This is a genomic window from Microbacterium cucumeris, assembly GCF_058349845.2.
Map to the genome: position 1 here is coordinate 102,069 of NZ_JBYRIZ020000006.1, position 19,945 is coordinate 122,013.

A 19,945-nucleotide genomic window follows, 5' to 3' on the forward strand; every position below is an offset into this window, starting at 1 on the left:
CACCGGATCAGCCGACGAACGCCCAGTACAGCGCTCCCGCGTACAGCACGGACGTGAGCGACGTGAGCCCCAGCGCGATGACGAGTTCGCCCGCCCGCCGATAGCTCCAGACGATCGCGAGCGCCGGAAGGCCGGCCAGGAGCGCGAGCAGCGCGAGCCACCCGATCGGGTAGAGCAGCGCGATGAGGCTCGAGATCACGAACGGCACGAGCAGGAACAGCGTGTACAGCACCTGCGTGGCCCGCTTGCCGATGAGCACCGTGAGCGTGCGCTTGCCGGCGACGCGGTCCTGGTCGATGTCGCGCAGGTTGTTCGCGAGCAGCACGGCGCATGCGAACAGGCCGGCCGCGACGGCTCCCAGCCACGCCTCGTGCGGCAGGGCGAACGCCTGGACCCAGGTCGTTCCGAGGGTGGCGACGAGTCCGAAGAACACGAAGACGAAGACCTCGCCGAGCCCGAAGTACCCGTACGGGCGCTTGCCGCCGGTGTAGAACCAGGCGGCGACGATGCACACCGCGCCGACTGCCAGCATCCACCACTGCTGCGTGCGGATCACGATCGACAGGCCCGCGACGGCGGCGAGGGCGAAGAACACCAGGGCGACGGTCAGCACGCGCCGCGCAGGAACGCGGCCCGAAGCGGTCAGGCGGGCGGGTCCCACGCGGTGCGCATCGGTGCCGCGGATGCCGTCGGAGTAGTCGTTCGCGTAGTTCACGCCGATCTGCAGCAGGACGGCTACGGCCAGGCACGCGAGCGCGATCACCCAGTGCAGGTTCGGGTCCACCAGCTGGGCGGCACCGGTGCCGATGACCACGGGGGCGACGGCGAGCGGCAGGGTCCTCAGGCGCGCCGCCCCGACCCAGTCCCGGACCGTGACCGGCCCCGCCTCGACGACGAGGCGCTTGGCCGGGTTGCCGCTGGTACGGGTCGGCCGGCGCTTGGTGTTCTTCTTGCGGTTCGAGGATGCTGCCACGGAGGGAATCCTAGTGGCAGCATCCTTGCCCCACCTGGGGGTCAGCGGCGCGTGAACGTGATGTGGGTCACACCGCTCTCGGCGACCTCGCTCGTGATGTCATAGCCGTCCTCGAACCCGCGCAGACCGTCCCAGAGCCGGATCCCCTGGCCGAGCACGATGGGGACGACCGCGACGTGCAGCCGGTCGACGAGCCCCGCGGAGAGGAACTGCCGGACCACGTCGACGCCGCCGCCGACGCGCACGTCCGCGCCTGCGGCCGCCTCGGTCGCGCGGCGGAGGACCTCCTCGGGTGACGTATCGACGAAGTGGAACACCGTGCCGTTGTCGAAGGCGATGGATGGGCGCGGCACATGGGTGAGCACGAAGACCGGGCACGAGAACGGCGGCTCGTCGCCCCACCAGCCCCGCCACTCGGGGTCTTCGCCGTGGAGGTGCAGACCGAACATCCCCGCGCCCATGATCTCGGCGCCGATCCCCTGGAAGTACGCGCTGGCGTACTTCTCCTCCACACCGGTCGTGCCCGCCCCCGACGTGTCGCCGAAGACGCGCTCCTGCATCGTCCGGGTGCCCGTGTACGCGGCGACGAGACGCATCCAGTCCCGGCCGATCGGGTCCTCCGGCGTCTGATCCGCTGTCGCCGCGAATCCGTCGAGGGAGATGTTGAGGTCGACGCGCACGGTCATGCGTTCTCCTTTCCGGACTGCGGGTTGGTGGCCTTCCCGTCCAGCCACAGCGTGTCGGACGGGTCGGCGTGCGCGCCGTCGGTGCCGACGTGCTTCGCGCTGATCTGCGGGCCCTTCGTGATGACGTGCACGAGGGCCATGCCATAGCCGCGTGAAAGGTCGTAGTCGGCCTTGAGCCATTCGAGGATGGGTGCGGCCTTGGTGTCCGCGCCGAATCCCTTCTCCGCGGCGAGGTCGATGAACTGCCTCGGGGTGAGCCCCGTCTTGGTCTCGATGTTGTCGAGGTAGGCCTGGAAGGACATGCGTCTCCTGGTTTCGTCAGTCCTCGTCGAGGAACGTCTGGATCATGATGGCGGACGCGTGGATGCACAGGATGCGCAGCACGCCGGTGCCGGCGTTCACGAATCCGTGCGGCACGCGCGCGGCGACCGTCGCCGTGTCGCCGGCGACGGCGTCGAAGGTGTCCCGGCCGCGCGTGATGCGCGCGACGCCCTCGAGAACCACCCAGGTCTCGGAGTAGGGATGCCAGTGCAGTCCCGGCCCTTCGCCCGGCTGATTCTCGACGTAGAAGTAGGACACGTCGGCGCCGTGCTCGGCACCGACGAACTTGCGGCTTCGACCGGAGCCGAGGCGGATGTCCTCCGCGGCGACGACCCCTTCGGGGAATGGTGTGCGGTTCATGACTTCAGTCTCGACAGGGCCATGGCCGCGTCCTAGAGTTTCGATGTGGATCGAAATACGGCTCCGGTGGAGGGCGTCGAGCATCCCGATCACCGGGTCGAGTTCCACCTCACGCCGGGCGACATCCAGGCAGTGCGGTTCGGCATCTCCCCCGGGCACGAGCTCGCGCACGCCGTACGCGTACTGCTGCGCCCGGCCCAGCATCCGCTCCAGTGGGGCTGGCTGCGCACGGTGCGGGATCGCCTCCCCCGCGAGAGCTTCGGCCTGCTGGCGGCCGTCATCGGCGATGACGGGTACATGCCTGACTTCCTCACGGCCGCGCCGCGTTGGGACATGACCGCCGAGGAGGAGCTCGACGCCCTGCGTTCGGCGGAGCTCGATCCCATGCGCGTCGACTTCGGCAAGATGGTGCTGCGATCGAGCGGTGCCCGGCAGCGGGCCCTGCAGGACATGCGGGAGCATCCCGTCCGCGCACGTCGTCTGATCGCGCAGGCCTGGTCGGACGTGTGGGACGCGGCGATGGCCCCGGTGTGGCCGCAGTTGGAGCGGTTGCTGCGCGCCGACATCGCCGCCCGGTCGCGCACGATCGCGACGTCGGGCATCCACGCGATGGCCGGCGACCTGCACCCGAACGTGAGCTGGGGCGACGGAGCGGTGCGCGTCCGCCTGCGCCGTCACAGCGAGCAGGTGGACTGCCGCGGCAGTGGTCTGGTCCTCGTACCGAGCGTCATGTCGTCGTGGGGGTGCATGGTGCTCACCGAGCCCCCGGCGCAGCCGACGCTGTTCTATCCGGCTCGGGGCGTCACGGCAGGCTGGGCGCGCGACGCCACGGAGATCGCTGCAGCCCTCGGCGCTCTTCTGGGTCCCGCGCGCGCCGGCATCCTCCTGTCTGCGGGGTCCGCGCGCACCACATCGCAGGTGGCAGCGGACGCCGGGATCGCGGCGTCGACGGCATCTCATCACCTGACGGTGCTGCGCGAGGCGGGGCTGGTCGGGAGCGAGCGCAGCGGGAACCGAGTGCTGCATCTGCGCACCCCGCTCGGCGAGGCGATGGTGGGCGCGGTGCTCTGAGCGCCGCGGCAGGTCACTCGGCGGGGACGACGGGACGATTCTCGTAGAACGTCTGCAGGACGACCGTGGTGCGCGTGCTGACGTTGGCCGCGAGGCGCACGTCGCGCACCAGCTCCTCCAGCGCCCGCGGGGAGGGGACGCGGACGAAGAGCATGTAGCTCGCATCTCCGGCGATCGAGTGGCAGGCCTCGATGGCCGAGAGGTGCTCGAGAAGCTCGGGGGCGTTGTCGGGCTGCGCGGGGTCCAGGGGCGTGATCTCGATGAAGGCCGAGAGAGGCTTCCCGACCCGCTCGGCATCGACCAGCGCACGGTAACCCGTGATGATGCCGCGCGCTTCGAGGCGCTTGAGCCGGGACTGCACGGCGGAGGTCCCCAGCCCCACGGCATCGGACAGCTGCGCGAGGGTGGCTCGCGCATCCCGGGAGATCTCGGCCAGGATCGCGCGGTCGACAGCATCATCCATGCATGGAAGAATATCGGTTGCATCCGGTATCCACCGGAGAATTTCCGCCAATCGTCCGGATCGGAGGTCCCGATGTCCACTCTTCCTGCTGTCAAGGCCATCATCGGCGAGCCCGAGGTCGTCGAGGACGCTCGGACCGCAGAGTCGAGCGCTGCCTGGCGGATGCTGAAGGACGCCGCGATCGCGATCCGGGAGCTGCAGGTCAAGGACGGGTCGATCCCGGACGCCGCCGACCACGACGCCGCCCGGGCGCACGTCGCCGCGATCATCGCGGGCATCCGCGCCCTCTCCCCCGCGTTCCCGCACGACGCCGAATACCTGGCGGCTTCGGTTGAGGACTTCCGGCGCTGGGCGGACACCGGCTTCGGCGTCCCGGACTTCCTGGACTCGCTCGTCGCGTTCCAGCCTCAGCAGCACCGCGTCGACGGCATCCGGCATCTCGTCGTCTTCCCGATGTACACGCAGAACGGATCGAGCGACCGGCTCGTCGAGGCGCTCATCGTGCAGGCGATCTGGCCCGACTTCGTCGCCGAGCTCGAAGCCGGCGACTACGGCAACAAGCTGTTCGTGTCCCTGCGGCTGATCGACTTCACACCCGGATACGACACGAACTCGGCGGTGCTGTTCCCCGAGACCGTCGCGATGCGCGAGATCCCGCCGTTCACGTGGGGGGCGATCTTCCAGGATCGCGAGGCGGCGCGCTATCGGCGCGTGGTCCGCGCCGCCGCCGAGATCACCAAGCTCGACCTGCCCGCGGAGGCCGCGCGGATGCTGGACGACCAGGATCTGACCGAGAAGACGTTCGTGATGTGGGACATCATCCACGACCGCACCCACATGCGCGGAGACCTGCCCTTCGATCCGTTCATGATCAAGCAGCGGATGCCGTTCTTCCTCTACTCGCTGGAGGAGCTGCGGTGCGACCTGACGGCGTTCCGCGAGTCGGTGGCGATCCAGCGACGGCTCGCGTCCCGCGCCGCGGACGGGGAGGACCTGTCGGATGCCGAGCGGGAGATGCTCGAGCACGCGGGCCTCGTGCAGTACGCGGTGATCTTCGACCGGATCTTCCGGTTCGCGATCACCGGCACGCGGGTGCGCAACTACGACGGACTCGGCGGGCAGCTGCTGTTCGCGTGGCTGCACCAGCGCGGCGTGCTGCACTGGACCGACACGGCCCTCGCGTTCGACTGGGACGGCGTTCCGGATGCCGTGATCGCCCTCGGCTCCGCGATCGACGAGCTGTACTGGCGCTCGATCGACCGGCCGAAGACCGCGCACTGGCTCGCCGCGTACGAGCTCGTCAGTTCGGTGGTGACGCCGAACCCGGCATCCGCGTGGGCGCGCGGCCTCCCGGACGAGGTGCTCGCCGGCGCCCCCAAGGGGTACACGGATGCCGTGCTCCCCGACGAGTTCCCGCTGTCGATGTTCTTCGAGGCCCTGGAGAAGAAGATGCGCGATGTGATCGCCTCGACCTCCGGGATCCGCGGGACGGACGACTGACCGGGCGATCGCGCCCTCGGAAGGAGCCGGAATGAGCCAGACGGGGGCCGCAGGGCGCGTGGTGCTGGTCGCGGGGGCGACCAGTGCTGCGGGGAGGGCGGTGACGCGTGCGCTGGCGGGGGCCGGCGCGCGCGTCATCGCGACCGGGCGTTCATCGGAGCGGCTCGCGGAGCTGCGGGATGCCGGCGCCCGGGTCGAGGTGGCGGACGCGACGTCGTTCGCCGCCATGTCTTCGCTCGCCGCCCGGACGGGCCGGGTGGACGGGGTCATCCCGCTGGTCGGCGGCTGGCGCGGAGGCGGCGGCCTCGCGGGGCAGGGCGACGAGGACTTCGACGCTCTGCTGCCCGCGCTGCAGTCGGTTCGCGCGACGAGCCGGGCGTTCGACGCAGCGCTTCGAGCGTCGGACGCCGGCCGGTTCGCGATCGTGTCGTCGACCGCCGTCGCCCGCCCTCTGGCCGGCGGGGCGAACTACGCAGCCATCAAGGCCGCGAGCGAAGCCTGGACCAGGGCCGTGGCGCATGGTTACGCGAAGTCCGCGCGGGACGCCGGGGAGACGCTTCGCGCGGCAGCCGTCGTCTTCCGAGCGAAGAGCCTGCATCCGGATGCCCTGGCTGCCGCTGTGCTCGCCCTCTGGGATACCGACGCCTCCGCGCTGAACGACCGGATCATCGATCTCTGAGCGGTTCCGCGACACCTTTCGACGAATGCGCCAGCAAGGACGTGGCGCGGATGCCGAGAGGTGTCGCAGAACCCGTTTCGGCGTTCAGGGCCGGTGTTCGGGGATCTCGGGCGGCATGCCACGCACGGGCGGCGGAGCGTCCGGAGAGTGCGCAGAGCCGGATGCCGCGGCATCCTGATGCTCGTCGGCCCCGGCGTGCGCCTCGGCATCCGGGCCGACCTCCTGCTCCGGAGCCGTGGCGTACAGCTCACTGAGCTTGCGGTACGAACGCGTGAGGAAGGCGACGCCCGCGGCCACGACCAGGACGATCCCCGCGAACAGGCAGATGAGGGCGATGCCGCGGGCCTCTCCCTCGCCCAGGAGCCAGCCCCACTGGCGCTGACCGGCCGGGCTGTCCATGTACGGGATGACGAGGAACTCGGCGATCGGGGCGATGAGGAACGCCGTGATCGGAGCGGCTGCCGCCTCCATCGCCGCGGCGACGCCGAACACGCGCCCCTGCCGCTCGAACGGCACGACCTTCTGGATCACGGTCTGCTCCGCCGCCTCGGCCGGCGGCACCAGCATCATGTAGACCCACATGCCGACGACGTACAGCGGCCACCATTCCCGCAGCATGAACACAGAGCCGAGCAGCCCCATCGCGATCACGACGAGCAGCAGGGTCCGCACAGGCCGCTTGCCGAGCCCGAACTTGGCGACCAGTGCACCGCCGATGAGGAAGCCCGTCGAGGAGAACGCCAGCGCGAAGCCCCACTCCTGCGCGTTGAACAGCGTGAGCCCGTAGGGGTCCATCAGCGCCATGTACACGCCGCCGATGAGATTGTTGAACGTGGAGAAGACGATCAGCGCGAACAGTCCCGGTGCCAGCCGGATGGCCGTGACGCTGCCGCGGAAGTCCAGGGCGCTCGGCGCGTCGGGATCCGGGTGCGGCTCGCTCTCGGGGATGCGCACGAAGAGCAGATGCAGGAACGTCAGCCCCATCGCCGCGATCGCGATGAGGAGCGTCCAGCCCATGCCGAGGAATCCGATGGACAGGCCGGAGAACACGCTGGTGACGAGGAACGCGATGCCCTGCACCGTGCCGACCAGGCCGTTCGCGTTGGCGCGCTTGTCCTCTTCGATCAGCAGCGTCACGGTCGTCGAGAGGGCGATGTTGCGCAGCTGCTCGATGACGCCGCCGAACAGGATGATCCCGGAGAACAGCCAGAACCAGGGCGCTCCGAGGTTCAGCAGCTGCGCTTCGGGCTGCCACAGGTAGAGGATGCCCGCGATAGCGAACGCCACGGCCGAGATGACGCTGGAGATCACCATCACGGCGTGCTTGCGGTGCCGGTCGACGATCGTCCCGAAGGCCATGGCGAAGATCGCGACGAAGAGCATGTAGGCCCCGCCGATGATGCCCGTGGCGAGGACGGACTGCGTCTCGATGTACACCCAGAAGGTGAGCGCGAACCAGAGGAAGCTCGTGGTCACGTTGGCGATCAGGGTGTTGACGAGGACATTCGCGAAGGCGCGTCGAGCAATCGTCCGGTCCATGGGGTCGAGCGTAATGGGACGCACCGACATCCGACATAGGCTTGCCTGGTGAGCACCCTTCATGACCCCGCGATCCGCGGATTCGCGTCGGACAACTATTCCGGCATCCACCCCGAGGTCCTGGCGGCTATCGCCGCGGCGAACGACGGGCACCAGGTCGCCTATGGCGATGACGTGTACACCGAGCGGCTGCAGGAGGTGTTCCGCTCCCACTTCGGGGCGGATGCCGAGGCGTTCCCGGTCTTCAACGGCACGGGGGCCAACGTCACCGGCCTGCAGTCGATGCTCCCCCGCTGGGGCGCGGTGATCGCGGCATCCACCGCCCACATCAACGTCGACGAGGGCGGTGCGCCCGAGCGCATCGGAGGATTCAAGCTGCTCACCGTCCCCACCGAGGACGGCAAGCTGACCCCCGAGCTCGTGGACCGCGAGGCGTGGGGCTGGGGCGACGAGCACCGTGCGCAACCGCTCGTGGTCTCGATCACGCAGTCGACCGAACTGGGGACCCTGTACACGGCGGAGGAGATCCGCGCGCTCGCGGACCACGCGCACGAGCGCGGCATGAAGCTGCATCTCGACGGCGCCCGCCTCTCGAACGCGGCTGCGGCGCTCGGCCTCCCCTTCGCGGCCTTCACGCGCGATGCCGGCGTCGACGTGCTGAGCTTCGGCGGGACCAAGAACGGCGCCATGCTCGGGGAGGCGGTCGTCGTGCTGAACGCCGAGGCCTCGGACGGCCTGATCTACTCGCGCAAGTTCAACATGCAGCTGTCGTCCAAGATGCGCTTCGTCTCGGCGCAGCTCATCGCGCTGCTCGAGGGCGATCTGTGGCTGCGCAACGCCGCGCACTCCAACGCGATGGCGCAGCGCCTGCGCTCGGGCATCGAGGCGGGGCTCGCGGACGGCTCGATCCGCGGAGTCGAGTTCACGCAGCCGACGCAGGCGAACGGCGTGTTCGCGATCCTCCCCGAGGGCGTCGCCGATCGCCTGCGGGAGTCGTTCCGCTTCTACGACTGGGACGCCGCGCGACGCGAAGTGCGGTGGATGTGCAGCTTCGACACCGCGGAGAGCGACGTCGACGCGTTCATCCGGGAGATCGCACGATTGACGACGGCATGACCGACTGGGACGGCGCGTTCAACCTGCGCGACCTGGGCGGGCTCGCCCTGGTCGACGGCGGTACGACGCCGTTCGGGCGCGTGTACCGCTCCGGTCGCCCCGAGACTCTGACGGATGCCGGATGGCAGGCGCTGCGCGACGCCGGCGTCCGCACCGTCATCGATCTGCGCAACGCCCCGGAGCGGCAGCGCCGCGACTCGGACCCCGCGGTGTCGGTGGGCCACGCCGACGGCGTCGTGATCGTGCACGCCCCGACCGAGGATCCGGACGATCCCGAGTTCCTGAGCGTGTGCGGCCCGTGGCTGGATCATCCGCGCTCGTACGGCGACAACATCCGGATGTACCCGGAGCGGTTCGCCGCGGTGTTCTCGGCGCTGGCCGCATCGCCCGGGCCGGTGCTGTTCCACTGCGCGGGCGGACGCGACCGCACGGGCATGGTCGCCGCGATGCTCCTCGCGCTGACCGGGGTCGAGCACGACGCCATCCTCTCGGACTACGCCGGCGGCTTCCGCGAGGCGAGCAGACGGCATGCACGCGACCTGCCCGCGGCGCCGGTTCCCGGACAGGGCGGGTACGTCGAGCCGGCGTTCAGCGACGAGGAGATCGAGGAGCGCATCACCGACCGGGTGGCCGTCCTGCGCGAGTGGCTGTCGGACCTGGACGTGCGTTCCTACCTCTCGGATGCCGGTGTGAGCGATTCGGACATCGACGCGCTGGCCCGCCGGCTCCGCGACTGAGCCGGGCCTGCACGCGCGGCCGGGGAGGCCCGCCCGTCCGCGCTCTCGCGAAGCCCGCCCGCCGCGACAGACCTCTCCTTGTTCACGAGACCTCTCACTATCGGCGTGAACAAGACGGGGTGTCGTCACTCAGACGGGGTCTGTCTCGAGGGTGGGTCAGCGACCGCGTTTCGCACCCGGGACGTCGAGGTCGGCCCAGACCAGCCGATGATCGCTCGACGGGAACGGGTAGACACCGGTGAGCGCTGACAACGGGTCCGCCTGCGCGGGCCAGAAGACGGCGGAGTCCACGATGCGGATCTGCCGGCTCGGCAGCACGTAGTCCACGCGGAGATTCCCCGGCGGCTCGGAGAAGTCCGCCGTGTCCTGCGCCGGGTCGCCGGTGTGCTCGTCGTTGATGCCGCCCTGCAGGACGGATGCCTCGGCACCGCCGTCGGCGGCCGGCACCGAGCGGGAGTTCACCGCCCGGTGCTCGAGCAGCTGATCGATCGCTCCCGCCGTGGAGTCCCCGTCGTTCGGATCGGCGTTCTGGTCTCCGGCGATCACGAACAGGTCGCCGCCGCGGAGGCCGCCGCGGCGACCCTCATCGTCCACGATGTACGACCCGGTCCTCCCGCCGGCGACGTAGTCGGCCCAGAAACGGATCTCGTCGTGGTTGCGCGTGCCGTTGCGATCCTCCGCGCCGTCGAAGGTCGGCGGCGTCGGATGCGACACGAGGAAGTGCACGGTCTTGTTCTTCGACACCCGGATCGGAACATCCCAGTGAGACTTGCTCGAGAGCGGGAACGCCGCGAGCTCTTCCTCCGAGTAGAAGTCGGCCGGCTCCGGCGTGGACGGGTCGTCCGGCAGCAGCGCGCCCGGCATGTCCGCCCAGCGGAAGTCCTGGAAGGTGCGGATCGCCTGTTCGTCGATCGGGAACTTCGAGTACACCGCCATGCCGTACTGGCCAGGGAACAGCCCGAATCCCCAGGCGTCGTCCCCGCCCGAGACACGGCCGTCGCCGTTGAGATCGAATCCGCTCGGCACCCCGGTGTTCACCGGTGCGGTGTACCGGTACGGGTACTCGACCGGCTGGGCGTCCCCGTGCGGCATCGAGAGGTAGTTGTCCTGGAAGAGCTGCAGCGCCTCCCCCTCGGCGTCGTAGTCGAACTCGTTGATGAGCAGCACGTCGGGGTTCGCGCGCTGGATGATCTCGGCGACTGCATCCGCCTGCGCATTGCCCGGAGCGGCGAGATCGGCGACCAGTTGACCCTCCGCTGCGCGATTGAGGGATGCGTTGAACGTCGCGAATCGGGCGTCGACGGACGACGCACCCCTGCCCGCAAGGGCGGACGCTTGCACGGCATCCGGTGCTGAGGCCGAGGGCTGAGCTGCGAGGGCCGGGGCTGCGGCGCCGCCGGCGAGGACGATCGCGGCACCGATGCCCGCCGCGCTGAGAAGACGTCGTGTTCTGCGCATGCCAGCAGGGTAGTCCCGGGCGTTGACGGCGGGGGGAACGATGGGGAGCGCGAAAGGGGCGCGCACCTACCGGTGCGCGCCCCTTTCGTCTCCGGTCAGTGACCGGGGACCTGGTCCTCGACCAGCAGCGCGTCTGCCTTGGCGCTGAAGTAGCGCGTGGCCCACATGAGGATCGCGCCGAGGAACGCGAACACGCCGAGCGAGACGACACCCCACGCTCCGCTGTCGGTCGGCACGGACTCGTTCACGCCGGTGCGCATGATGGGGGCGACGAATCCGCCCAGGTTTCCCAGCGAGTTGATGAGCCCGATGCCCGTCGCCGCCGCGGCGCCGGTGAGGAACGACGTCGGGAACGACCACGTGATCGGTCCCGTCGACAGGAACGCGGCCACGGCGATCGTGATGGCGATGATGCCGAGCAGGCTCTGCCCGTTCGCACCGGCCCAGGCCGAGACGAGGATCGCGACGCCCGTGATGAGGAAGAACAGGGTCCCCCAGTTGCGGCGGCGCTTGACCGAGGTCGCGAACTTGCCGACGTAGTAGCAGGCGAACAGGCCCACCGCCCACGGGATGGCCGAGACGAGCCCGACCTGCCAGCCGACGTCCTGTCCGATGAGGCCGGACACCTGCTGCGGCAGGTAGAACGTGGTGCCGTACACGGCGATCTGCAGGCAGAAGTAGATGATCGTGAAGTACCAGACCTTCCAGCTCACCAGAGCCGGCCAGATGCCTCGTGGACCGTCGGACTCCTTGACGGAGTCCTCGTGCTCCATGACCGACTTCAGAGCGTGCTTCTCGTCATCCGTGAGGAACTTGGCCTTCTGCGGCGAGTCGACCAGGAAGTAGAAGGAGGCGATACCGGCGACGACCGCCATCATGCCCTCGACGAAGAACATGACCTGCCAGCCGGCCCACGGCGTGAACTGGTCGCCGAAGCTGATGAGCCCACCCGACAGCGGCGCACCGAGCATCTGGGAGAACGGCTGCGCCAGGTAGAACAGCGCGAACATCTGCACGCGGCGCTTGTTCGGGAACCACTGCGCCAGGAACATGATGACACCGGGGAAGAGACCGGCCTCGGTCACGCCGAGCAGGAAGCGCAGGATGATGAACATCGTCTCGCCGTTCACGAAGGCGAACAGCGATGCGACGATGCCCCACGTGATGGCGATCCGGGCGAGCCAGAAGCGGGCGCCGAACTTGTCCAGCAGCAGGTTCGACGGGATCTCGAACAGGGCGTAGCCGATGAAGAAGATGCCGGCGCCGAGCGCGTACGCGCCGGCGGAGATGCCGCGGTCGACCTCCATGGCGGCTTCGGCGAATCCGACGTTCGTGCGATCGAGGAACGCCACGAAGTAGAGGATGATCAGCATCGGCATAAGGCGGAACGTCGCCTTGCGGATGCCGCTGGCGAGGTGCGGGCTGTTGAGCAGGCCCTGCGCGACGGTGACGTTCGCGCGCGTCGTCTCGCCGAACTCGGATGAGGACACGATGAGGCTCCTTTGAGCGGTCGGGTGGGTTGGGGGGACAGGCGTCAGCTTCCCAGCGCCGGGATGATCATGACGAGGCCGACGGCCACGCAGATCACTCCGAGCACCAGGAACGCGATGCGCCCTTTGGACCAGGGTCGGGACATCAGGTCACCGTCCTCTCGTCGGCACGGTGGTGGACTGCCACTTCTCGTGTTCGAGAGCGCGGGGATTGAGAACCGTACGCGGCGCTCCGCCGCGGGACGCCGTGATGATGGCGTCGTTCGCACTGGTGACGACGGCCTCGGTGTAGTCCGCAGTCCAGCACAGCGCGTGAGGAGCGAGCGTGACGTTCTCCAGCAAGAGCAGCGGATCATCCGGAGCCGGCGGCTCTGGGTCGAAGACATCCAGTCCCGCGGCGCGGATCGCTCCGTTCTGCAGAGCCTCCGTGAGCGCATCCTGATCGATCAGAGCACCGCGCCCGACGTTGACGATGGCGGCCGTGGGCTTCATCCGGGCGAGCTCCGCGCGCCCGATCATCCCACGGGTCGACGCGTTCAGGGACGCGCACAGGACGACCACGTCGGCGTTCAGCGCCTCCCCGAGGGAGACCAGAGGAACGCCGAGGCGCTCGGCCTCGGGGCTCGATCCGCGGCGATTGACGCCGATGACCCGGAATCCGGTTGCGAGCAGCATCCGGGCGAGTTCGGCGCCGACGCTCCCGAATCCGACGATCGCGACAGTCGAGCCATCGGTCGCCGTACCGCGCCAGCGCCCGCGATCGCCCCAGCGGTCCTCCGTCACGATCGTGTGCTTCTGCACCAGGTTGTGCGTGACGGCCAGCACGAGCGTCAGCGCGGCCAGCGCCAGCGGGCGCCGGATCGCGTCCGGTGTGTTGGTCACGATCACGCCGGCATCGCTGCAGGCCTCGAGGTCGATCGTGTCGTATCCGGCTCCGAACCGCGCGATATGCCGCAGGCGGGGCGCCGAGGCCAGGGCGGCCGCACCGAATTCGCGATGTCCGAGCGAGTACACGGCGTCGAGTTCCGCGAGGTCCGCGTCGGTTTCCGGATGCGCGTCGATCACAGACCACTCCACGCCTGCGGCTTCCAGGTCGGCAAGACCGAGATCGCCGTGTACGCTCGTGCCGTCGGGCTCGATCGCGTCGTCGGTGATGCCGAGTCGATACGTCATCAGGACTCCTTCGGGACGGCGGACATGGGCCGGCGGACGAGAACGGTGTAGGCGACAGCGGCAAGCGCCGCGATGATGCCGCCGATGATGAACGACGGCGCGTAGGACCCGGTCGCGTCGGCGATGATGCCGGTGAGCAACGGCGCGAACGCCCCGCCGAAGTAGCCGCCGAAGTTCTGGATCGCGCCGACCGACGCGACCTGCGACGAGTTGACGATGTCACCCGGCATCGCCCACGCCGCGGCCTGCATCGTGGCGACGAACCCGAGAGCCACGGTCATGACGATCATGGCGAGAGTGAGATCGCCGACGAGCGGGATGAGGCAGATCAGCGCGCCGGCGACGATCGCCGCCACCGACATGACGCGACGCTTCGCCGTGAGCGGGTCGACGCCGGAGCTCTTCGTGTAGCGCGTCATGACCCACCCGCCCGTGATGCCGAGCACGGCGGCGCCCACGTAGGGCACTGCGGCGAGCCAGCCGGAGCCGGCGATGGTCACACCGCGCTCCTCCTGCAGGTACAGCGGCAGGAACACGATGAAGATGTTCCAGATCCAGATGACGCAGAAGAACCCGGCCATCATGCCCCAGACCTGGCGGTGCGCGAACAGCCGCAGCCACGGCACCTTCGCGGCGCCGGTGTCCTGCTTCTGCTCCTCGGTCTTGATGAGCGCGAGCTCCTCGTCCGAGATGTTGGGGTGCATGTCCGGACGCCGGTAGAAGATGTAGAAGGCCACAGCGAGCACGAGACCGAGAACACCGAGGAACACGAAGATCGCGTGCCACCCGAAGGCGAGCAGGATTCCGGTCAGGATCGGTGGCGCGATCGCGGGACCCCACTTGGATCCGGAATCCCAGATCGCCGTCGCCTGCCCTCGCTCGGATCGCGGGAACCAGTCCGCAGTCAGACGTGCGCTGGCCGGACCGTTCGGGGCCTCGGCCGCACCCAGCAGGAAGCGGAAGGTCACGAAGTGCCACATCGCCGAACCGACCGCCATGAGTCCCGTCGCGATCGACCATCCGGCGATCGCGAGGAAGTACATGCGCCTCGCCCCGAGCTTGTCGACCAGCCAGCCCGCCGGGAGCTGTGCGAACGCGTACGTCCAGCTGAAGACCGTCCCCAGCAGGCCGATGTCGGTCCGCGTCAGCCCGAGCTCCTCGATCAGTGCCGGCGCGGCGATCGAGATCGCGCTGCGGTCCATGTAGTTGAGGATGCCCGCGGCGAGTGCCCAGGCGAGGATCCACCACCGCAGATTCTTGATGGTTCTGCGGGTGGCGGATTCTCGTGCGGGCGCGGTTGTCTGACTCATGTCACTCCTTTGTGGTGGTCGTACGTGCCGGGATCGTCAGTGCATGTAGAGGCCGCCGTCGACGTTCAGGGTCTGGCCCGTCACGAATCCGGCATCCTCGCTGATCAGGTAGGCGACCGCGGCGGCGATGTCCGTCGGGGTGCCGATGCGCGGCAGCACGCCGTCGGCGGCCATCGCGGCCTTGCGCTCGTCGGTCAGTGTGCCGCCCATGATGTCGGTGTCGATGGGTCCGGGCGAGATGACGTTCGCGGTGACCCCCACCGGGCCCAGCTCGCGCGCGATGGAGCGCATGAGCCCGATGACGCCGGCCTTGGATGCCGAGTAGGGCGTCTTCGAGAACGTGCCGCCGCCGCGCTGAGCGGACACCGACGAGATGCCCACCAGGCGTCCGACGCCGTTCTCGGCCAGGGTCCGCGCGACGCGCTGGGTGATCCAGTGCACGCCCTCGAGGTTGATCGACTGCACGCGGTGCCACTCCTCGGGCGTGACCTCGAGGTACGGGATCGGGGAGGAGACGCCGGCGAAGTTCACCAGCGCGACCGTCTGAGGCAGCTGCTCCTCGAGGGCGTCGACGGCGGCGACGGCCTGCTCGCGGTCGGCGACGTTCGCCCCGACACCGGCCGCGCGGACGCCGTGCTTCTCGGCGACCTCGGCCGCGGTGCGGGCTGCGGCCTCGCCGTCGACATCGATGATGCCGATGTTCCAGCCGCGCTCGGCGAGGTAGAACGCCGTGGCGCGGCCGATGCCTCGGGGGCTCGCCGCACCGGTCAGGATCGCGGTGCGCTCTGCGGGAAAGGGAGTGGCCATCGTCGGCTCCTTCAGCTCTGTGCGGGGTGGATCGGGGCGGGGCCGAGCTCGTCGACGAGCTTCTTCATCGCGACGTAGGCCTTGTTGCGGTAGGCCACCAGCTCGGGAGTGCGATCGGCGGGGACGTCGAGGAATCCGGCGCCCGACTTCGTGCCGAGTTTGCCGGCCTCGACGAGGTCGGACAGCGCCTTCGGCGTCGCGAAGCGCTCGGGGAACTCGGTCTGCAGCGACGCGTAGCAGAAGGCGTACACGTCGAGCCCGGCCATGTCGGCGATCGCGAACGGCCCGAAGAACGGCAGCCGGAATCCGAACGTCGTGCGGACGATCGTGTCGATGTCCTCGGGGCTCGCGACACCTTCCTCGACGAGCTGGGTGGCCTCGTGGAACAGCGCGTACTGCAGGCGGTTCAGGACGAAGCCGGTGGCGTCCTTGACGCGCGCGGTCTCCTTGCCGGTCGCCGCGACGATCTCCTCGACGACGGGCAGGATCTCGGCATCCGTGCCGGCGTGCGGGATCAGCTCGACGCCCGGGATGAACGGCGCCGGGTTGGAGAAGTGCACGCCGAGGAACCGCTCAGGGTTGCTGACGGCTTCCGCCAGTCGCCCGATGAGGATCGTCGACGTGTTGCTGCCGATGACCGCGTCGGGGGCCGCGGCCTCCGAGATGCGGCGCAGGGTCGCGTGCTTGATCTCGATCTTCTCGGGCACCGCCTCCTCGATGAACGAGGCGCCGGCCACGGCATCCTCGATCGTCGCGGCGGTCAGGCGCTCCGCGATGATCGCGGAAGCGTCGGCCGGGAAGAGACCGTCCGCGGCGAACTGCTCCGCCTCGGTGATGAGACGCTCGCGGTTGCTGCGGGCGATGTCGATGTCGACGTCGGCGATGCGGACGTCGACGCCCGACAGCGCGAGCGACTGCGCGATGCCGCCGCCCATGTATCCGCTGCCGATCACGGCGTAGACGGGGCGTTCCTGTTCAGTCATGTCAATCGTCTCCTGTCGATGTCAGACGGCGTCCGGGAGGAGCGTCCGCAGGTAGTCGCGGTTCGTGGCGCACACGCCGAGGCTGTCGCCGCCGTACTGCTCCATGAGGAACGGGCCGCGGAAGCCGATCTCGATCGCGCGCGCGACCATGGCGCGGTAGTTGATCAGCCCGAGTTCGAGGCTCGTCGGCACCGAGGTCTGCCATGTGCCGTCGGCGGACTCGTCGCGCGTGTAGTTCTTGACGTGCCAGTAGTTCGCGTACGGCAGGGTCTTCTCGTGCATCTCGCGCCAGTCCTCGATCGGGCGGTGCAGACGGATGAGGTTGCCGATGTCGGGGTTCAGGCCGACGTTGTCCAGCCCGATCTCCTCGATGAGGCGCACGGCGCTGTCGGCGGTGCCGAGGTAGGTGTCCTCGTACATCTCCAGCGACATCGGCAGACCGACGGATGCCGCGTGCTCGCCGAGTTCGCGCAGACGCTTGACCGCGAGTGCCCGGGTCTCGGCGTCATCGGGGTCGACGGGGCCCTGCGCGGTCCAGAACCACAGCGCCTTGCGCTGCGCCTCGGTGAACGGCTGGTGCAGCCCGGTCGAGAACACCTGCATGCCGAGCTCGGCGGCGGCATCGATGGCGCGGTGCGCGTAAGCGAGGTTCTCCTCGCCCTTGCCCGGCTCGATGACGCTCTGGCGCTGCACATGGACCGAGATGAGCTGGACGCCGTGACTGCCGGCGATCGTCTTGAGCTCGTCGCGGCGCTCGGCGGTCAGCTCCGACGGGCGGATGTGGCTGTCGGCGATCTCGACGGCCGTGAAGCCGAGACGCTCGATCTGGCCGAAGACGCCGTCCCAGGTCTCGGCGGACGCATCGTGCATGCGCGTCCCGTCGGGGGCGACGGGTGCGAACCCGTGCATGCAGACGGCGATGGGCCAGTTCTCACTGGTGAGGGGCGACGTTGCGGTCATGACGACTCCGTTGACGATTCTCTCCGACGTCTCGTCGGTCTTCATAGATCCTATAGGAAATAGAGCAACGCGCAAGCGCGACTGTAGCGGCCCCTGACTCGCGCATCCAGAACACCCGTGTCGCCTCTTTTGCGACACCTCTCGACATCTGCGCCAGAAAATACCTGTAGCGGATGCCGAGAAGTGTCGCGAAACCTGGGGCGGGTGGGCGGGTGTGTGGCGGCCGGACCGGGCGCGGCAGCCAGCCCGCCCACTTCTGCGACACCTTTCGACAATTGCGCCAGGAAGTATCTGTGGCGGATGCCGAGAAGTGTCGCGAAACCTGCAGGGGGCTGGGAGGGACGATCGGACGATCGAGGGGATCGGGCGGTCAGGCCTGCTCGAGGTCCAGAGACCGGGCGCGCACCTGCTCGATGTGGCGCGTCATCAGGCGCTCCGGAGCATCGGGGTCTCCGCTCGCGAACGCGTCCACGATGGCCTCGTGCTCCGCGATCGCCTCGCGCACGTCGGTCACGCCGTGCATGGCCGACTGGCGCATCCGATGCAGTTGCGCGCCGAGGGAGTCCGACATCTCGTTGAGATAGCGGTTGCCGCAGTGCTGGAACACGACGCGGTGGAACGCGGCATCCGCGGCGAAGTACGCCGTGGTCAGCTCGACATCCGATGACTCCGCGCGCAGGGCCGTGATCACGCGCTCGCCGATCCGGCGATGCTCCTCCTCGGCGATGCGCAGCTGCTCCAGCATCTCCTCGGATGCCGGCGTCGCCAGGCGTGCGGCCCGCGCCTCGAGCATGATGCGGGCCTCGAACAGCTCCTGCAGCTGTGCGAGCCCCAGCGGCGGCGCCACCCGGTACCCTTTGAGCGCCTCGCGCGTGACGAGTCCGGTGCGCTCCAGCTGCACCATCGCCTCGCGTACCGGGGTGGGCGACACGTCGAGCTGGCGGGCGATCGTGTCGATGGACAGACGCTCCCCCGGCGCCGCCTCGCCGCTCAGCAGCAGCTGCAGGATCCGCTCGTACACGTGATCGCGCAGCCCGCGCCGCTCGATCGTCGTCTCGAGGCCACGCAGTCCCCCGTCGCGCTCTCCCGCCATCCGTCTTCTCCCTCGCACCCGGCGCTCACGCCGTCAGTGATGCCGCTTCATCGAGAATGGCACGAACCGCGGCCGGCTCGTGCGCGAACCGGCCGAGGAACAGGCCGTCGACGCTGTCGGCGATGCGCGTGAGCAGACCAGGACCGGCGCTTCCGCCGTAGATCACCGACGCGTCTGCCCCCGTCTCCGCCCGCAGCCGGGCGCAGACGCCGCGGATATGCTCGGGCTCCGCCGGCTCCGGGGCGCCGATCGCCCACAGCGGCTCGTACGCGATGACGATCGGACCCGTGATGCCGGCGTCCGCCACATCCGACAGCGCGGAGCGGATCTGCGCGAGGCAGACCTCGGCCGCGGAATCCGGATCCCTGCGGTCGGTCTCGCCGACGCACAGGATCGGCGTGAGTCCGTTGCGCAGGGCCGCGTGCGTCTTGGCGGCGACGACCTCGTCGGTGTCGCCGAACATCCGCCGCCGCTCGGCATGGCCGACCTCGACGAAGCGGCAGCCGAGCTCGGCGAGCACCGCCGCGGACACCTCGCCGGTGAAGGCGCCGGCATCCTCGGTCGCGACGTCCTGCGCTCCCACGGCGAGCGCGCCGGCATGCTCGATCGCCGCGGGAATCGACGGATACTGCGGGATCACGAACGCCGTGACGGACTCGCGGGCCGGATGCTCGGCGAGGATCCCGGCGACTTCCGAGACCCACTGCACGGTGCGTGCGTGCGAGAAGTACATCTTCAGGCTCGCGCCGATGAGCATCCGCCCCGCCATGTCAGCGGCCTTCGTAGGCGCAGATCTCGTCGACCTTCTCGGCCGAGGCGCTCTGCGGGTCGAACGTGTACGCCAGCCATTCCTTCGCCAGTCGGCGCGCGAGCTCGATCCCGACGACGCGCTGCCCCATGCAGAGCACCTGCGCGTCGTTCGAGAGCACCGAGCGCTCGACGGAGAACGAGTCGTGCGCCGTGACGGCGCGGATGCCGCGGACCTTGTTCGCGGCGATCGCGACGCCGAGACCGGTGCCGCAGATGAGGATCGCCCGGTCGGCCTCGCCGGCGGCGACCTTCTCGGCCGCTGTCGTCGCGATGGTCGGGTAGTTCGTGTGCCCGTCGGCGTCCACGCCCACGTCGACGACGTCGGACACGAGCGGGTTGCTCAGCAGGTCGGCTTTGATGCGCTCCTTGTAGTCGAAGCCGGCATCGTCGGAGCCGATCACCAGTCGAAGTGCCAT

21 protein-coding genes are annotated in these 19,945 nt (G+C 69.3%); 5 read left to right on the forward strand and 16 right to left on the reverse strand.

Features of this window, described 5'->3' with window-relative positions; genetic code table 11:
• Window positions 1-7: 7 nt before the first annotated feature.
• The 4 genes from AC3RXZ_RS15725 to AC3RXZ_RS15740 are packed head-to-tail and all read right to left on the reverse strand — an operon-like array spanning window position 8 to window position 2,340.
• Window positions 8-973: a 1,4-dihydroxy-2-naphthoate polyprenyltransferase gene (locus AC3RXZ_RS15725; protein ID WP_491494632.1), complete on the reverse strand. Its 966-nt coding sequence runs from the start codon at window positions 971-973 to the stop codon at window positions 8-10.
• A 41-nt stretch (window positions 974-1,014) separates the two neighbouring features.
• Window positions 1,015-1,659, reverse strand: a complete 645-nt coding sequence (locus tag AC3RXZ_RS15730; protein ID WP_491494633.1) for a dihydrofolate reductase family protein — start codon at window positions 1,657-1,659, stop codon at window positions 1,015-1,017.
• Window positions 1,656-1,961, reverse strand: coding sequence for a DUF4287 domain-containing protein (locus tag AC3RXZ_RS15735; protein ID WP_243229750.1), 306 nt, complete (start codon window positions 1,959-1,961; stop codon window positions 1,656-1,658). The genes AC3RXZ_RS15730 and AC3RXZ_RS15735 overlap by 4 nt, the downstream gene beginning before the upstream one ends.
• Before the next feature lie 16 nt (window positions 1,962-1,977).
• Window positions 1,978-2,340, reverse strand: a complete 363-nt coding sequence (locus AC3RXZ_RS15740) for a cupin domain-containing protein (protein WP_491494634.1) — start codon at window positions 2,338-2,340, stop codon at window positions 1,978-1,980.
• A 45-nt stretch (window positions 2,341-2,385) separates the two neighbouring features.
• Here AC3RXZ_RS15740 and AC3RXZ_RS15745 point away from each other — a divergent pair, with 45 nt between their 5' ends.
• Window positions 2,386-3,411, forward strand: a complete 1,026-nt coding sequence (locus tag AC3RXZ_RS15745) for an ArsR/SmtB family transcription factor (RefSeq protein ID WP_491494635.1) — start codon at window positions 2,386-2,388, stop codon at window positions 3,409-3,411.
• A 13-nt stretch (window positions 3,412-3,424) separates the two neighbouring features.
• Here the strand turns inward: AC3RXZ_RS15745 and AC3RXZ_RS15750 are convergent, their stop codons facing one another.
• Window positions 3,425-3,874, reverse strand: coding sequence for an Lrp/AsnC family transcriptional regulator (locus AC3RXZ_RS15750; RefSeq protein ID WP_491494636.1), 450 nt, complete (start codon window positions 3,872-3,874; stop codon window positions 3,425-3,427).
• Window positions 3,875-3,946: 72 nt separating this feature from the next.
• On the opposite strand from AC3RXZ_RS15750, the gene AC3RXZ_RS15755 reads away from it, so the two are divergent.
• Together AC3RXZ_RS15755 and AC3RXZ_RS15760 are read left to right on the forward strand one after the other, a co-directional pair.
• Window positions 3,947-5,374 (forward strand): DUF6421 family protein, encoded by a 1,428-nt coding sequence (locus AC3RXZ_RS15755; protein ID WP_243229747.1) that lies wholly within the window; start codon window positions 3,947-3,949, stop codon window positions 5,372-5,374.
• A 31-nt stretch (window positions 5,375-5,405) separates the two neighbouring features.
• Window positions 5,406-6,053 (forward strand): SDR family NAD(P)-dependent oxidoreductase, encoded by a 648-nt coding sequence (locus AC3RXZ_RS15760; protein ID WP_491494637.1) that lies wholly within the window; start codon window positions 5,406-5,408, stop codon window positions 6,051-6,053.
• A gap of 84 nt (window positions 6,054-6,137) precedes the next feature.
• On the opposite strand, the gene AC3RXZ_RS15765 is transcribed toward AC3RXZ_RS15760, so the two are convergent.
• The gene (locus AC3RXZ_RS15765) at window positions 6,138-7,592 is read right to left on the reverse strand and encodes an MFS transporter (protein ID WP_491494638.1); all 1,455 of its coding nucleotides are present in this window, start codon (window positions 7,590-7,592) and stop codon (window positions 6,138-6,140) included.
• Window positions 7,593-7,640: 48 nt separating this feature from the next.
• On the opposite strand from AC3RXZ_RS15765, the gene AC3RXZ_RS15770 reads away from it, so the two are divergent.
• Together AC3RXZ_RS15770 and AC3RXZ_RS15775 are read left to right on the forward strand one after the other, a co-directional pair.
• Entirely contained in the window at window positions 7,641-8,708 is a 1,068-nt protein-coding gene (locus tag AC3RXZ_RS15770) for a threonine aldolase family protein (RefSeq protein WP_491494639.1), read from the forward strand.
• Window positions 8,705-9,445 (forward strand): tyrosine-protein phosphatase, encoded by a 741-nt coding sequence (locus AC3RXZ_RS15775; RefSeq protein ID WP_491494640.1) that lies wholly within the window; start codon window positions 8,705-8,707, stop codon window positions 9,443-9,445. The genes AC3RXZ_RS15770 and AC3RXZ_RS15775 overlap by 4 nt, the downstream gene beginning before the upstream one ends.
• A 156-nt stretch (window positions 9,446-9,601) precedes the next feature.
• Here AC3RXZ_RS15775 and AC3RXZ_RS15780 read toward each other — a convergent pair whose 3' ends face one another.
• The 10 genes from AC3RXZ_RS15780 to AC3RXZ_RS15825 form a co-directional block, all read right to left on the reverse strand.
• Window positions 9,602-10,903: an endonuclease/exonuclease/phosphatase family protein gene (locus tag AC3RXZ_RS15780; protein ID WP_491494641.1), complete on the reverse strand. Its 1,302-nt coding sequence runs from the start codon at window positions 10,901-10,903 to the stop codon at window positions 9,602-9,604.
• Window positions 10,904-10,998: 95 nt separating this feature from the next.
• Window positions 10,999-12,393 (reverse strand): MFS transporter, encoded by a 1,395-nt coding sequence (locus AC3RXZ_RS15785; RefSeq protein WP_491494642.1) that lies wholly within the window; start codon window positions 12,391-12,393, stop codon window positions 10,999-11,001.
• Between the two features lie 150 nt (window positions 12,394-12,543).
• Window positions 12,544-13,566, reverse strand: a complete 1,023-nt coding sequence (locus AC3RXZ_RS15790) for an NAD(P)-dependent oxidoreductase (protein WP_491494643.1) — start codon at window positions 13,564-13,566, stop codon at window positions 12,544-12,546.
• A complete protein-coding gene (locus AC3RXZ_RS15795) occupies window positions 13,566-14,876 on the reverse strand; it encodes an MFS transporter (RefSeq protein WP_491494644.1) in 1,311 nt (436 codons plus the stop codon). The genes AC3RXZ_RS15790 and AC3RXZ_RS15795 overlap by 1 nt, the downstream gene beginning before the upstream one ends.
• Before the next feature lie 36 nt (window positions 14,877-14,912).
• Window positions 14,913-15,683: an SDR family NAD(P)-dependent oxidoreductase gene (locus tag AC3RXZ_RS15800; RefSeq protein ID WP_243229735.1), complete on the reverse strand. Its 771-nt coding sequence runs from the start codon at window positions 15,681-15,683 to the stop codon at window positions 14,913-14,915.
• An 11-nt stretch (window positions 15,684-15,694) separates the two neighbouring features.
• The gene (locus AC3RXZ_RS15805) at window positions 15,695-16,666 is read right to left on the reverse strand and encodes a 3-hydroxyacyl-CoA dehydrogenase family protein (RefSeq protein ID WP_491494645.1); all 972 of its coding nucleotides are present in this window, start codon (window positions 16,664-16,666) and stop codon (window positions 15,695-15,697) included.
• Between the two features lie 21 nt (window positions 16,667-16,687).
• Complete coding sequence (locus AC3RXZ_RS15810; RefSeq protein WP_491494646.1) at window positions 16,688-17,626, reverse strand: sugar phosphate isomerase/epimerase family protein; 939 nt, start codon at window positions 17,624-17,626, stop codon at window positions 16,688-16,690.
• 370 nt (window positions 17,627-17,996) lie between these two features.
• A complete protein-coding gene (locus tag AC3RXZ_RS15815; protein WP_491494647.1) occupies window positions 17,997-18,719 on the reverse strand; it encodes a GntR family transcriptional regulator in 723 nt (240 codons plus the stop codon).
• A gap of 25 nt (window positions 18,720-18,744) precedes the next feature.
• Entirely contained in the window at window positions 18,745-19,488 is a 744-nt protein-coding gene (locus AC3RXZ_RS15820; RefSeq protein ID WP_491494648.1) for a triose-phosphate isomerase family protein, read from the reverse strand.
• Window position 19,489: 1 nt separating this feature from the next.
• Window positions 19,490-19,945 (reverse strand): ribose-5-phosphate isomerase, encoded by a 456-nt coding sequence (locus AC3RXZ_RS15825; RefSeq protein ID WP_491494649.1) that lies wholly within the window; start codon window positions 19,943-19,945, stop codon window positions 19,490-19,492.

What these genes read in the sequence shown, in the direction of transcription:
- AC3RXZ_RS15760 (WP_491494637.1), top strand. Translation starts at nt 5,406, where the DNA reads ATGAGCCAGACGGGGGCCGCAGGGCGCGTGGTGCTGGTCGCGGGGGCG.
- AC3RXZ_RS15815 (WP_491494647.1), bottom strand. Translation starts at nt 18,719, where the DNA reads ATGGCGGGAGAGCGCGACGGGGGACTGCGTGGCCTCGAGACGACGATC.
- AC3RXZ_RS15740 (WP_491494634.1), bottom strand. Translation starts at nt 2,340, where the DNA reads ATGAACCGCACACCATTCCCCGAAGGGGTCGTCGCCGCGGAGGACATC.
- AC3RXZ_RS15825 (WP_491494649.1), bottom strand. Translation starts at nt 19,945, where the DNA reads ATGGCACTTCGACTGGTGATCGGCTCCGACGATGCCGGCTTCGACTAC.
- AC3RXZ_RS15800 (WP_243229735.1), bottom strand. Translation starts at nt 15,683, where the DNA reads ATGGCCACTCCCTTTCCCGCAGAGCGCACCGCGATCCTGACCGGTGCG.
- AC3RXZ_RS15805 (WP_491494645.1), bottom strand. Translation starts at nt 16,666, where the DNA reads ATGACTGAACAGGAACGCCCCGTCTACGCCGTGATCGGCAGCGGATAC.
- AC3RXZ_RS15790 (WP_491494643.1), bottom strand. Translation starts at nt 13,566, where the DNA reads ATGACGTATCGACTCGGCATCACCGACGACGCGATCGAGCCCGACGGC.
- AC3RXZ_RS15755 (WP_243229747.1), top strand. Translation starts at nt 3,947, where the DNA reads ATGTCCACTCTTCCTGCTGTCAAGGCCATCATCGGCGAGCCCGAGGTC.
- AC3RXZ_RS15750 (WP_491494636.1), bottom strand. Translation starts at nt 3,874, where the DNA reads ATGGATGATGCTGTCGACCGCGCGATCCTGGCCGAGATCTCCCGGGAT.
- AC3RXZ_RS15735 (WP_243229750.1), bottom strand. Translation starts at nt 1,961, where the DNA reads ATGTCCTTCCAGGCCTACCTCGACAACATCGAGACCAAGACGGGGCTC.
- AC3RXZ_RS15765 (WP_491494638.1), bottom strand. Translation starts at nt 7,592, where the DNA reads ATGGACCGGACGATTGCTCGACGCGCCTTCGCGAATGTCCTCGTCAAC.
- AC3RXZ_RS15795 (WP_491494644.1), bottom strand. Translation starts at nt 14,876, where the DNA reads ATGAGTCAGACAACCGCGCCCGCACGAGAATCCGCCACCCGCAGAACC.
- AC3RXZ_RS15810 (WP_491494646.1), bottom strand. Translation starts at nt 17,626, where the DNA reads ATGACCGCAACGTCGCCCCTCACCAGTGAGAACTGGCCCATCGCCGTC.
- AC3RXZ_RS15730 (WP_491494633.1), bottom strand. Translation starts at nt 1,659, where the DNA reads ATGACCGTGCGCGTCGACCTCAACATCTCCCTCGACGGATTCGCGGCG.
- AC3RXZ_RS15780 (WP_491494641.1), bottom strand. Translation starts at nt 10,903, where the DNA reads ATGCGCAGAACACGACGTCTTCTCAGCGCGGCGGGCATCGGTGCCGCG.
- AC3RXZ_RS15775 (WP_491494640.1), top strand. Translation starts at nt 8,705, where the DNA reads ATGACCGACTGGGACGGCGCGTTCAACCTGCGCGACCTGGGCGGGCTC.
- AC3RXZ_RS15820 (WP_491494648.1), bottom strand. Translation starts at nt 19,488, where the DNA reads ATGGCGGGGCGGATGCTCATCGGCGCGAGCCTGAAGATGTACTTCTCG.